Origin of the sequence: Bacillus sp. Au-Bac7, assembly GCF_021341655.1 — a bacterium.
Taxonomy (GTDB): Bacteria; Bacillota; Bacilli; order Bacillales; family Cytobacillaceae; genus Niallia.
Genome location: NZ_JAJTTG010000001.1, coordinates 760,106 through 773,158, shown reverse-complemented (window position 1 = coordinate 773,158; position 13,053 = coordinate 760,106). Strand labels below are relative to the sequence as shown.

Genomic DNA, 13,053 nt, shown 5'->3' with positions numbered 1-13,053 from the left:
CGTTTAACAACTGAAGATGGCGCAATTGGTATGCAAGAAATTATCCAAATCTTTTAGGACTGTCCATTACATAATCAAAACTTCACCATGCAATAAAAAGCACTTGATTCGGATAACGAATCAAGTGCTTTTTTATGCGGTATTTTCCCTTCTCTTCATCCCTTTTCTGGATGAATAAAATCGAAGTCCTGTAAGGATTGCCCCTATGAAGCACAGAATACTTGATCCGATAAACACGACATGCATGCCTGCTAGAAATATGTCAGGCCTGTCAGGAATCAATGCTGTCACTCGGTAGCCTGCATGCAAGCTCATCACAGAAAACAAAGTGCTTGTTGCGACAGAAATACCGACGACCATTCCTAAATTTCTCACGAGCGAATTTATACTGCCAGCAATTCCGAGCTGTTTTCGATTAACTGTAGACATGACTAATGAATTGTTAGGAGATTGAAATAAGCCTGTGCTTGCTCCAAGCAAAACAATTAGTATCGATAATGTGAGAATACTGCTTCCTTCATGAAGAAATGTTAACCCTATCTGGGCGATTATCATTAAAATCAACCCAGCAAAGGTTATTATTTGCCCGCCAATCTTATCAGAAAGAGCTCCGCTAAACGGTGCAACAACTGCCATTGCAATCGGAAACAGCATTAAAATATAGCCTGCATGCAATGGTGATAGTCCTAAAATATCTTGTGTATAAAATGGTGCAAGTATATTGAAGCAAAAATTAGCAACAAACACGAGAAATCCACAAACGATGCTGATCGTAAACAGAGAATTCTTAAATAGGGAAAAGGACAGCATGGGGTTTTCCGTCCTTCTTTCAACGAGAACAAACAGGATAAACAAAATAATCCCTATCAAAACAGATAAAATAATAAAAATATTAGCATAACCATATTGCTGACCTAACAGAAGACTTGAAAACAGAAATAATATCGCAAAGGCAAACAAGAGGCTTCCAGGAACATCGATCTTCACTTTTGTAGTCGTCACGTCCTTTGGCAGGAGCTTCCAGGCAATCATAATCGCAATAATGCCAATCGGCACATTAAGCCAAAAAATATATTCCCAGCCTAAACTAGATAATATAACGCCGCCAAGGCTTGGTCCTGCAATGCTTCCCAATGACACAAAGGTCCCTATTAAGCCTAACGCTTTGCCCCTTTCTCTTGGAGGAAACACTTCTGTGACTATCCCCTGATTATTCGCCATCGTCATCGCAGCGCCAATGGCCTGTACTACACGGGAAAAAATCAAAAATCCTAAAGAATGACTAAATCCACAAAGAAATGACCCGATAATGAAAATAATTGACCCGATTCGAAAGATTTTTATTTTGCCAAATATATCCCCCAGCTTTCCAAAGAACAATATCGCCGTACAAATCATCATTAAATAACTGCTGACAATCCATTGAGATTGCGCAAGGGGCAAGGAAAGCTCTTTTGAAACAGTTGGAAGAGCAATATTTACGATACTGCCATCCAATGTTGCCATAAAGGTAAACAAATTTAAAATAATTAATATCGTCCAGCGTTTTTCATGACCATTTGCGCCAGCTTGAACTGTTGCCAACATCATCACCTCTATTCATTAGTTGCGCACGCAACAATTTTATTGTAATCTAATCAAAAAGCTTAAGCAATTGACTTGATAAAATATAAGCGAGTTGACGAAAATGAAGGAAGCACCTTTAGGAAGATTAATATCTGTCATTCACAGACAAAACCAAAAATATTTGCTCAAAGCATTTAAACAATATCAAATCGGCAATGGCGGACAATATGCGTTCTTGAAATGGATCATTCAAAAACCTGGGATAAACCAAGACGAACTTACATCTAAGCTGAAATTCGATAAAGCGACAACCGCTCGTTCTGTCCACCAATTAGAAAAAGCTGGCTACATTATTAAGGAAACGGCCAGAAAAGACCGGCGTGCAAATGAACTTTACCCCACAAAAAAAGCTATTGATGTATATCCACATATACAATTTGTTTTAGACCAGCTAAATAAGGAATTAACTAAAAACTTAACAGATGAGGAAAGAAATCAGTTAATGTATTTATTAAAAAAAATAGATAACGGCCTGTAATGAACTGCTCCCAGCTTAAGTCTGGGGCTTTTTTATTTACCATGCCTTATTATCATGTCTGTTATACAAAACCCGTTAACGTTTGCCGGAAATTTCATCGGGTAGAATAATATGGATGAAACTCAGCAAGACTAGGACAAGACTATATTTTAATCAGAGGTGTATATCTTGGAACATTTTGAAGAGCTAAACAAAAGTTTTATTGATGGCGTATGGACAGAAGGAAAAACAGGCCGAACATTCGAGGATAAAAACCCATATGATCAATCGCTTATCACTTCGTTTAGTTTGGCAACTGCCGACCAGCTCCATGCTGCATTTACTTCAAGCGTTAAAGCGCAAAAAGACTGGGGCAATAGAACACCTGAAGAAAGACTTGCCGTCCTTAAAAAGGCAAGTGAATTTTTGCGTGATAACAGAGAAGAAATTGTCTCCATTATTTCAAAGGAGACAGGCGGAAGTTCGATTAAAGCAAATGTAGAATTTGACTTGAGTCTTAACTACTTAGAGGCTTCGTTTGATCTTGTAGACAAGATTCATCAAAAACGAGAGATGGCAGAAACAACCGAAGGGAAAAAAAACTATGTGTACAGGCTGCCATTAGGTGTTATTACCTCTATTTCGCCGTTTAACTTTCCGATGAATTTATCAATGCGAACAATCGCACCAGCTTTAGCCCTCGGAAATGCTGTTGTTCATAAGCCAGATGTGCAGACAGGCCTTGCCGGAGGCTCCATCATCGCTCGCGCCTTTGAGATTGCCGGACTGCCAAAGGGCGTACTGCAGGTCATCCAGTCAGACTTAGAAGAGCTGGGCGATGAGATGCTGACAAGTAAAGATTCTGGTTTAATCAGCTTTACGGGATCAACACCTGTCGGCAAACATATTGGTAAAATAGCAGGCAGTATGTTAAAACGAGTTGCTTTAGAGCTTGGCGGAAACAATCCATTTATCGTTTTAGCAGATGCAGATATCGATAGAGCTGTTGATGCAGCTATTTTCGGTAAATTCATTCATCAAGGACAAATATGCATGATTATAAATCGGTTAATCATTCATAAGGATCTTTATGAAGAGTTCGTGCAAAAGTATATAGACCGAGTTAAGCAGATCCCATATGGTGACCCACAGGACCCAAAAACCATCATTGGACCGCTCATCAATGAAAAGCAAGCAGATAAAGCGATGGCTATTATTGAAGAAGCTAAAAACGAAGGCTGCCAATTGGCTCTGGAAGGTGAAAGAATCGGTAATCTTTTAACACCATTTGTGTTTATTGATGTCGATAACAGAAGCAAATTGGCACAATCAGAATTATTTGCACCAATTTCGACGATTATTAAGGCAGATTCAGATGAACACGCCATTGACCTAGCGAATGACACAGAATACGGACTAAGCTCAGCCATCTTTACAAATGATCTTGAACGTGGCAGAGAACTTGGCTTGGCAATTGAAAGCGGCATGACTCATATAAATGACCAAACCGTAAACGATAGTCCTACTGTGCCATTCGGCGGTACAAAAGCAAGCGGTATGGGACGCTTCGGAAATGAATGGATTGCGGAAGAATTTACGGTGACGAAATGGATCTCTGTGCAGACGAAATTCCGCAAGTATCCATTTTGAACATAAATAATGAATAGGAGGAATTTTCAATGACAGTTAAACTTGCTATTGTTTACTACAGCTCAACAGGTACAAATTATCAGCTTGCACAATGGGCTGCTGAAGGCGGCAAAGAAAGCGGTGCGGAAGTAACGATTTACCGTGTTGAAGAGCTTGCTCCCCAAAGTGTGATCGAAGGAAATCCAGCTTGGAAAGCACATATTGAAGAAACTAAGGATATTCCTGTTGTCACACCTGAGGTAATTGAAAAGTCTGATGCTATTATCTTCAGCACGCCAACACGCTTTGGCAATATGGCAGCACAAATGAAACAGTTTTTAGATACAACAGGAGGAATTTGGTTCCACGGCAAGACGGTAAATAAAGTGGTCAGCGGGATGACTTCAGCCCAAAATCCACATGGTGGACAGGAAGCTACCATTCTTAGTCTGTATACAACTATGTATCATTGGGGTGCAATTGTCGCCACACCAGGATACACAGACCAATCCTTGTATGCAGCAGGCGGCAATCCGTATGGAACAAGCGTTACTGTAGACCAGAACAACCAGATTGTCGGTGACAAAGAAGTGTTTAAAAAAGCGGCAAAAGTACAAGCACAGCGTGTCGTTCATATAGCTGAATTGATTAAGAACGGTAAGCAATAACGAAACAGAGCATTCTTGACTTCAAGAATGCTCTGTTTCGTTATTTTCCGTATGCTTCAAACTCAAGGCTACTGCCATGAAATACATTCATATCAATAAATTTTTCTTCACCGTTATAGCCAGCCAGTTTTTCTTTATCTGTATATTGCCAAAAAATCCAATGACGATGATCTGCCAGAGAGGGATTTGTAAAAACATCGCGAATCCAAATATCTGTATCTTTAAAACCATTTTTTATATAAAGATTATATGCTTTTTGAGTCGCATACAGAATGACTCGTTGGCCGTAATGCTCTTCAAGCAATTCAATCATCGTACGCAATTCTTGTTCCACATAACTGCGCTTTGGAGGATTTTTGTAATTATTTCCATAAAACTCCACATCAATCACTGGCGGCAATGCAGCATTCTTTTTTGGGACTGTGTTAATAAAATTTTCTGCCTGTGTTTTGCCACTGCTGTCATAGCTGAAAAAATGGTATGCCCCAACTCGCAGGCTTGTTTTATTTGCTTCTAACCAATTGTCAAAGAATTCTTCATCCACGAAAGAGCTGCCTTCTGTCGCTTTTATAAACGCAAAATCGATTGCTTGCTCCTCTATTACAGGCCAGTTGATATCCCCTTGGTAAGCCGAAACATCAATTCCCTTTACTGAATAATTATTTGCCTGAAATTCATTTGGGATAAAAATTCCCTGCCGCCATAAAATGGCAAGCATAAGAATGAAGGCAATAATGATAAATAACAACACTAAAATCACTTTATGTTTTCTTTTAAGTCCACTCATGTTCTAGAATACTGAAAAGCAATGAATCACGCCAACCATCACGTATCAGCATATCCTCCCTTAGTCTTCCCTCCTCCGTCATGCCTGATTTCTTTAAAACCTTTGCTGATCCAATATTTCTTGGATCACATGTGGCGTAAATTCGGTGAAGGTTTTTTGTTGAAAAACCAATCTCAATTAGCTTTTTGGCGAGTTCTGTTCCATATCCTTTGCCCCAATAATCAGGATGAATAATATAGGAAATTTCACCAGTTTGATGATAAATATCTCTGATGTTTAATTCTCCGGCACCGATTACTTTGAGGCTATCCGGAAGAAAAACGCTGTAAACAAATCTCGTACGCGAATGATGCTGTGCATCTATCAGTACTTGATCAACAAATGCAGCCGATTCTGCTTCTGTATTAGGACCCCAAGGCTGATATTTGCATACGATATGTTGTGATGCATATTCATGAACAGCTCGCCAGTCTTTTCGCTCCATTTCCCGCAAAATAATTTTCTCTGCTGCCACTTTTTTTCCCTCCTTCACTTGGATGCTCGTTAAAGATGAAATTCTCCATACTGTTTCCATATTGTTTTGAATCGGCACTTATACATGAAGCTCCTTTGGAGTTTACATCTATCTTTCTATATGCTAAGTTTTTATTTCAAGCTGCACCTAAAGGAGGATGCAACATCAAATTTGGCCAGAAAGTTATTTATAAAAGCAAAATTCATATTGTCTTCTTTGATTATGGAAACGGGCTCGCCGAAATTCAAAACCCCTACACGAAAGCTATAATTCTAGCAAAATACGAAGATTTAATTGTGAGATTGAAATAAATGCCATCCCATTAGGATGGTTTTTTACTTGTATTTTAACGTTTATATGCATTGCTGCCTGGCAGTTTCTTAATCGTATTCCAAGCCTGAATCGCTTCATCGCGGCTTTTCCCTCTGTTGTTAGGATCTGCAAAAAAATCACGTATAAACCGATTATATTCAAATGGAGGAGCAATTTCTCTCTTATAATTTGGATCCTTTTTCCGTTCCTCCTCCTCATGCCATGCGGCGACAGCATCTCGATATGTTTTCCCTGCATTATTGCGAAAATAGTTTTGCATAAAAGTAGAAAAATGAAATTTTTTCCCTATTGCAGATACGAAAAATGCTCTTACCTGTTGACTGCAGCGATGGTTTTCGGTTATTACAGTATTTAATGATAAACTTTCCCGTTGCGTTTTTGGCGATTTTGTTCTTGCAGGCTTCCTGATTTCCTGTTTGTAGAAACACCTCTATTCTTTCTGTCAACTCAAGCTTAGACCCAGCTGCACTCAACCCATTTGTCCGGCAAAACTGCTGCAATTCCGTTTTCAGCCAGTAATACTCTTGGAAAGAAGCAACCGTAATTTCTGATGACAATTCCGGTCTCATTCCCCTCACCTCCATAGTTAATTATTTCCATTATAGAACATTAGTTCCTTTTTTACCATAAAAAAGAGAGCTGCCAATGCAACTCTCTCTAAAATTTTCCATATTAAAATGCGTAGCTGTATAACCCATAATATAACGGGCCAACAAATATAATAAAAAAAATGATGACAATAATAAACGGTACATCTTCCTCCGGCTCTTCGCCATAATGGTCGTTTAGAAAAACCCCATATAAGATTTCCCATGCCAGCCCTACAAAAAACACAATCTTCCAAATTAATGGTGTCCATATTTGTGTGTCTGTCACAAAGCCAAATAAGCCTATCCATGTTATGACAGAAAGGGCAAAGTCTATTTTTGACAAGGTTGTCTTATATTTTCCCTTTATTAAAAATCCAATTGCTGCTGTTCCCAGCAAGCCTATGTAAATAGTCCAAAATATAGTTGCAAACATGCTGTTCCTCTTTCTCCAAATTAACAAAAAACTAGTGCTTGAATATTGATAATATCATATTTACATAGCAGGAAAAAGAAAGGGCTATTAAAAAAAGTAAAAAAAGATATATTACTGAGCTAATATTTGGATTAGCCCAGTCATTTTGGTCGTCTTCTAGCTAACCCTTGCCAATCATGCCCTCTTGCTTCACTCCATTCTTTTACCCTTCCAGTTGCGACAATGGGGCAGCTGTGCAGGCTGGCAATAGATTTTGCTCCTTGCAGAACTAGAAGTGTCTTTAAGTGCTCTTTCCACTCTTCCAGTTCGTCTATCAATCCTACCACACCTTCATTATGAAGAATCTTTAAAAACGGTCCGGCGATTCCAGCTGCAGCTGCTCCTAAAGAGAAGCATTTGACTGCGTCAAGGGGGTTGCGTATTCCTCCTGAAGCAATTATTGTCAGCTTACCTAATACTGGCTGTGCTTCCAGCAAAGATACAGCAGCCGATTGGCCCCATTCCTTTAAATAAGCAAAATCACGTTTGCTTCTCCGCTCATTTTCAATATGGACAAAGTTTGTGCCACCCCTGCCCCCTATATCGACATACTGAATTCCCGCATCACTCAATTGCAACAATGTATCAGTGCACATGCCAAATCCTGTCTCCTTCACGATTACGGGCACATCCAATTTTGCCGCCATTTTTTCCAACCGCAGAAGTATATTAGTGAAATCCCGTTCTCCTTCTGGCATGACAAGCTCTTGCGGCACATTCACATGAACCTGCAATGCATCTGCTTCAAGCATGTCTATTGCCTTAAGTGCGTAATCAATGGGAACATCTCCACCAACATTGGCAAACACAATTCCCTTTGGATTTTTCTTTCTCACAATTTTATAGGTATGTGCTAATGCTTCATTTCTGATGCCTGCATGCTGAGAACCAACTGCCATCGCAATCCCTGTTTCCATGCAAGCTTCAGCAAGAGCTCCATTAATCTCGCCTGACTTTTCACTGCCGCCTGTCATCGCATTAATAAAGATTGGATATGGGAGGGATAGTGGACCTATCTTGGTCTGCAGCTTTATATCTTCTATTCCAGTCTCCGGCAAGGAGCGGTGAATCAAGAATAAATCATCAAAATCAGCGTGTGGCAAGTAGTTCTGTTGTAAAGCAAGCTCAATATGTTCTTCTTTTCGTTTTTGTCGTATTGTTTTCTCATCCATAAAAAACAGCCTCAAATCTTTCCAACTTTATCCTTTACTCTCCCCCATTTGACTAACTCGTATTCTAGGCTGATTTTACTTTCATAAAGTTCTTTTTTGTGGTTTAGCTATCACTGTACAATAAGGTGAGAAACTTTAGATAATAATCCCCCTTTCTATATGATTTTTGCGTTATATTAGTAGTAAGGTGGTGGAAAGGATGTTATCTAGTACACATATACATATAAGACGATTTTCCTTAGAGGATGCAGAAAGTCTTTTAACGTATCAGAATGAGAATAAAGCTTTTTTTGAGAGATTTTCAGTGGAGCGGGATCAGCACTATTATTCTCTTTTAAGACAGCAGCAATTAATTGCTGATTGGGAACAAAAATGGAAGGCAGACACTCACTATCAATTCGGCATATTTGAAAATGAAAATCAGAGACTCGTTGGAACAATCAGCTTGTTTCAAGTTGTAAGAGGCTCACTGCAAAGTGCATTTATCGGGTATTTTATCGATTACGCTCATAACGGCAAAGGTTATGGAACAGAAGCAGTTAAGCTTGTTGTAGAATATTCCTTTACAAGACTTAAGCTTCATAGAATCGAAGCAGGGGTAATGCCACATAATATCGGCTCAATCCGAGTATTAGAGAAGGCAGGATTTCATAAAGAAGGTATTGCCAGAAAAAATGTAAAAATTAATGGCAACTGGGAGGATCATCAAGTTCTCGCTATCATAAACCCTGCTGATTAGATAAGCAGACATGTATGAACATGTCTGCTTGAAAATTTTATGGAAACACAAGGGGCTGCTGTATCTTCACCATTTGTATTCCGTATTTTTTCTCTATTTCTACTGCATCAATGTCATCAGCATAATGCATACCGTATAAAGATGGAAGCGCAAGCTTGTCAGAATAATAAGCTATCACATCATCTATATAGGAATGGACCGGTGTTTGAATAAAGGAAATATCATGAAATAGTGCTTTCGTGTTTTCATCAAAATGTTTATCAAATAAAGCTTCCTCATGCTTGCCAATATCACTTGTATAAATGATATTAACATTATCATTCTTGTCAGACAGTTTAAAGCCCATTGAGAGCATATCTTTCGCATGTAAATTATCTGTTTTAATAAACTCTATTTCATAATCATTGCCTAATTGAAAACCATCCTTTTCGTAATGCACGTGGAAATAATCGCTGAGCTGCAAACCGTCTGTAAATAATCCAGCTTTCAGCACATCCTCTATCCCTTCAGCTAGCTCTGCACGAATCCACAAGTTTGGCTTATAACTATACAGCCACATGCAGCGCTGCGCAAACTCCTCCAAGCCCCCGACATGATCTGCATGCAAATGGGTAATCACAATATCTGTTACATCCGTTTCTTTATAGCCAGCCGCAGGCAGACTGAAGCGCAACGTTGTACCGGCATCAACCAAAAGCTTTCTGTCGCCTAGTTCAAATATATAATTATTATGATAATGCTTTGTAAAAGCACCACCTGTTCCTAATGGATACACTTTAATCATGTAGGAGCCTCCTTAAATTGCTATTATGTACTAGTTTAGCTTATGTTTTTCTATATGCAAAGCGGCAAGGGTGAAAGATTCTTTATTTTAAAAAGCCATACAGAGACACTAATTCTTTACAATCTTACACTATTAGCTTTTGAACCCTCCATATCTTGAACGTCTCCTAAAACTGTGTCCTTTCATTAACATAAAGCAACGGACTAATCTTGACTGCATCCACTTGAAAATGAAAAGACAAAAGCACACCCTTTCATGATAAACCGAATCCAAAAGTTTTTGTCAGCATACTAAAAAGCCCTTCTTGCATAACCAAGAAGGGCTTTTCTTTATTTGCTGTTGTCTTCTTCTAAATCCATGGCTACCCATGCTGACTCGTCTGCAAAGTAGCGGGACCAGCTCGCAATTCCTGCCAAATCATACTCTTCTACAAGCTTTGCACGCTTAGATAAAGACAATTCATCTTCCAGCCAAATTTTATAGGTGGATTTTGTTTTTGAATCATAGTATTCGCCGTAGTTTTGGCCGCTTTCTTCATCATACGTTGGATTTACTTTATACGTATCTAACCATTCCTGCACCTTTTCCATGGAGAGACTCTCAGATGAGATTTCCCCGTTTTCCTTCTCTTCCCATAAACGTGCATATAATGGCACACCTAACACTAGCTTTTTATTCGGCACTTCCTCAAGCAAAGTCTTCAGGTTGTTCTCCACCCATGGAAGACTTGCAACACTGCCGGCTGTTGGTGAGGTTGCCCAATGCTCGTCATATGCCATAACAACTAAATAGTCGACAATCTCAGATAGATGATCTCTTTCAAAGAAAGCAGAGTAATTTCCGCCGGCAATGAATGTGATATCCATCGAGACTGTTAAACCTGCATCATGGAAGTAAGGCGTTGCTTCTCTTACGAACTGCGTCACATATTTGCCGTCCTCTTCATTTACATTCTCAATATCAATATTGATGCCGTCAAGGTTGTACATTTCACTGTATACAAGGAGCTGCCTGATTACTTTTTGTCTCGTCTTGAAGTCTTTAAAAACATCATGAGTCTTTTGAGGGTCAAAATCATTGGAGAATAACCCCCATACTTGATAGCCTTGCTTATGCGCCCATTTTACGTAATCCGCTGAGCCGAGATTGCTGACATTTCCTTTGTTGCCAGACAGCTTAAACCATGTAGGTGACACAACATTAACACCATCCATTTTAGGAATTTTTGAAGTGTCTGGATTCTGAGAATAAACAGCTTCCCATGTAAGGTTGACTGGACCGTCTATTTTTTTCAGCGCAGGCGTTTTTTCCTCTACTTCAGCTTTAACTGTTATCGTATCCTCTGTATTAACAAGGTCTTTTTTAATATAACCTGCAACCCCATTGCTCTTACGCACAAAATAGTAGTCGCCCTCTTCCTTCTCAATCGTTACAGCTTCCTTTTGCTCAAGCTCACCAGTATAAGCAGAAAAAAGAGTCGGTTCTGTACGAAGCCTAGCAAAATCATCACGCACTTGTTTAGTGCTGAAAGTTGCCGCTGTTTTTTCCGTACCATCTTTCTCCAATAAAATGGCATTTGTGTCCTCACTAAGTTGGGTAAACTGGTACGGATAAAACTCGATTAATGGTTCAACTGCTACATAAACTTCCCCATTATCATCCTTTATTGGATGAAACTGCAGATCCACCGTTTCATCATTTACAAAATACGAAACAGATTCAGATGGAAACTGAACCACTTTATCTTTTGTTGTCGCTATTACCGAATTGCTTTCAGAATCATATGTGATGCTCTCATCTATATTTTCTTGCCAGAAGCTCAAAGGCAAGTAAGCAGTCCCATTGTCTATTAATGCATTGCCAGCCTGTTTTCCATCTAAAATAATCGGGTTTTCTCCATTAAAGTATTCAGCCGTTTTAGAGCTTGCAAATGGATAGAATATAAAGAAGATGCTCGTCACTACCAATAGAACAGCAAATGCTAGTCCCAGCAAGAATTTATACTTGTTAGGCCTTTTTGGTGCTTGAAAAGATATTTCTGCCATTACCTTCCTCCTGTGATGCATATCAAATGATGCCATATTTTTTCTATTTTAATAGAAAGATATTTTTATTCTAACATGAAAAAAGAGCAGACAAAAGGAAGAGCCTTTTCCATTTTTCTGTAAGTGTTATTCTGAAGGTTTGACAAGCAGGCTGCCAAACATTAAGTCAGCGTCTGTTTGAATCGGAAAGGATCTTTTTAACGAAAAGTCTTCTAAATCATAGATATTATCATTTCCTTCGATAATATATAGATAATCTTTATAGATTTCCCTTTATTCTTATATAAGCTAATTTTATATATTTGTTAACGTTTTTAAAATGACCAAATTAGTGTACTTTGTGAATATTTAATGAATATTACATCCAAAAAGGAGCCCTCTTTAGGACTCCTCTCCAACCACTATTTAGCTTCTGTATTTCCGGCATGATACCCTGTGCGCCCAGCAGGACGATTGAGCACTAATCGCGGTGCTGCTCCAAGCAGAATAACAACGACAATGGCACATAGTATGGATGCACCGATGAATGGAACTCCATTGTAAAAGAGTGAATAGGCAAAGGCTGACTGACCTTTTGGTGCGTATTGAGCCCAGATTGTTACGCCAGCAAGAAAGTGCCAAAAATAACGGACAAAGCTTCCAAAAAGGATGCCGGCAACCATTAATAGTGACGCGGCGCCTTTTTCACCATTTTTTAATTTATTTTGAATAGCTGGCATGAACAGCCCGGCAAGCCCGATGCAGGCAAAGGCAAGGAAGTACTCAAGAATAACTTGCCAAAAAGCCAGTGCTTGTAAATCTCCTGTGACGATTTGCAGCAGCCCCCATAAAAAGCCGGCTGCAACGCTTGCTTTAAAACCCCAGCGGAAAGCAATGATAAAGATTGGCACCATTGCGATGGAAATAGAGCCGCTTGCGCCAAGATGTATCGATGGCAGCAAATCCAGTACTAGTGCAAAGGCTGCGAAGATGGCGATTTCAATTAAAACAACTAACCCCATTTTTTTCATAAAAAAATCCCCCTTGTTATATATGCATACCAAAGGGGAGATGAAGTAAGATTAATGTGTTTTTTCCGCATAAAAAAGTTAAGAATAAACTTATCTACTTAGCTAATTGTCTTTTAGCCACGATCCCTACGCTAGTATTAACTAACAGGTTCTAAGGGTCTGATCATTTAAGATCACTCTCAGCATACATGCTCCCCCTGTGGTTTGCTTTTTATTCAATTGTATAT

Annotated in this window: 12 protein-coding genes, 1 pseudogene and 1 riboswitch; of the genes and pseudogenes, 4 read left to right on the top strand and 9 right to left on the bottom strand. The window is 39.1% G+C overall.

Annotated elements, in window-relative coordinates; genetic code table 11:
• Positions 1-132: 132 nt before the first annotated feature.
• Entirely contained in the window at positions 133-1,584 is a 1,452-nt protein-coding gene (locus LXM54_RS03970) for an MFS transporter (RefSeq protein ID WP_233313788.1), read from the bottom strand.
• 103 nt (positions 1,585-1,687) lie between these two features.
• Between LXM54_RS03970 and LXM54_RS03965 the strand changes: the two genes are divergently transcribed.
• From LXM54_RS03965 to wrbA, 3 genes are all read left to right on the top strand, one after another.
• Positions 1,688-2,104: a MarR family winged helix-turn-helix transcriptional regulator gene (locus tag LXM54_RS03965; protein WP_233313787.1), complete on the top strand. Its 417-nt coding sequence runs from the start codon at positions 1,688-1,690 to the stop codon at positions 2,102-2,104.
• Between the two features lie 168 nt (positions 2,105-2,272).
• Positions 2,273-3,733: an aldehyde dehydrogenase family protein gene (locus tag LXM54_RS03960; RefSeq protein WP_233313786.1), complete on the top strand. Its 1,461-nt coding sequence runs from the start codon at positions 2,273-2,275 to the stop codon at positions 3,731-3,733.
• Between the two features lie 29 nt (positions 3,734-3,762).
• The gene (wrbA, locus tag LXM54_RS03955) at positions 3,763-4,380 is read left to right on the top strand and encodes an NAD(P)H:quinone oxidoreductase (protein WP_233313785.1); all 618 of its coding nucleotides are present in this window, start codon (positions 3,763-3,765) and stop codon (positions 4,378-4,380) included.
• Positions 4,381-4,420: 40 nt separating this feature from the next.
• Here the strand turns inward: wrbA and LXM54_RS03950 are convergent, their stop codons facing one another.
• The 5 genes and pseudogenes from LXM54_RS03950 to fni form a co-directional block, all read right to left on the bottom strand.
• The gene (locus tag LXM54_RS03950) at positions 4,421-5,098 is read right to left on the bottom strand and encodes a glycoside hydrolase family 25 protein (protein WP_442780430.1); all 678 of its coding nucleotides are present in this window, start codon (positions 5,096-5,098) and stop codon (positions 4,421-4,423) included.
• A 55-nt stretch (positions 5,099-5,153) separates the two neighbouring features.
• Positions 5,154-5,759 carry a GNAT family N-acetyltransferase gene (locus LXM54_RS03945; RefSeq protein ID WP_325169544.1) on the bottom strand — a complete coding sequence of 202 codons (606 nt, stop codon included), beginning with the start codon at positions 5,757-5,759 and terminating at the stop codon, positions 5,154-5,156.
• Positions 5,760-6,027: 268 nt separating this feature from the next.
• Positions 6,028-6,583, bottom strand: a pseudogene (locus tag LXM54_RS03940) (DUF6434 domain-containing protein).
• Positions 6,584-6,686: 103 nt separating this feature from the next.
• Complete coding sequence (locus LXM54_RS03935; protein WP_233313783.1) at positions 6,687-7,037, bottom strand: hypothetical protein; 351 nt, start codon at positions 7,035-7,037, stop codon at positions 6,687-6,689.
• A 140-nt stretch (positions 7,038-7,177) separates the two neighbouring features.
• Positions 7,178-8,248, bottom strand: a complete 1,071-nt coding sequence (gene fni, locus LXM54_RS03930) for a type 2 isopentenyl-diphosphate Delta-isomerase (protein WP_233313782.1) — start codon at positions 8,246-8,248, stop codon at positions 7,178-7,180.
• 199 nt (positions 8,249-8,447) lie between these two features.
• On the opposite strand from fni, the gene LXM54_RS03925 reads away from it, so the two are divergent.
• On the top strand, positions 8,448-8,987 hold the full coding sequence (locus LXM54_RS03925; protein ID WP_233313781.1) for a GNAT family N-acetyltransferase: 540 nt from the start codon (positions 8,448-8,450) through the stop codon (positions 8,985-8,987).
• 37 nt (positions 8,988-9,024) lie between these two features.
• Here LXM54_RS03925 and LXM54_RS03920 read toward each other — a convergent pair whose 3' ends face one another.
• The 3 genes from LXM54_RS03920 to thiT all read right to left on the bottom strand — a co-directional run bounded on the left by LXM54_RS03920 (position 9,025) and on the right by thiT (position 12,826).
• Positions 9,025-9,771, bottom strand: a complete 747-nt coding sequence (locus LXM54_RS03920; RefSeq protein WP_233313780.1) for an MBL fold metallo-hydrolase — start codon at positions 9,769-9,771, stop codon at positions 9,025-9,027.
• 329 nt (positions 9,772-10,100) lie between these two features.
• The gene (locus tag LXM54_RS03915) at positions 10,101-11,816 is read right to left on the bottom strand and encodes a glycosyl hydrolase family 18 protein (protein WP_233313779.1); all 1,716 of its coding nucleotides are present in this window, start codon (positions 11,814-11,816) and stop codon (positions 10,101-10,103) included.
• A 401-nt stretch (positions 11,817-12,217) separates the two neighbouring features.
• Positions 12,218-12,826 carry an energy-coupled thiamine transporter ThiT gene (thiT, locus tag LXM54_RS03910; RefSeq protein ID WP_233313778.1) on the bottom strand — a complete coding sequence of 203 codons (609 nt, stop codon included), beginning with the start codon at positions 12,824-12,826 and terminating at the stop codon, positions 12,218-12,220.
• Between the two features lie 105 nt (positions 12,827-12,931).
• Positions 12,932-13,034, bottom strand: a riboswitch (TPP riboswitch).
• Positions 13,035-13,053: the final 19 nt, after the last annotated feature.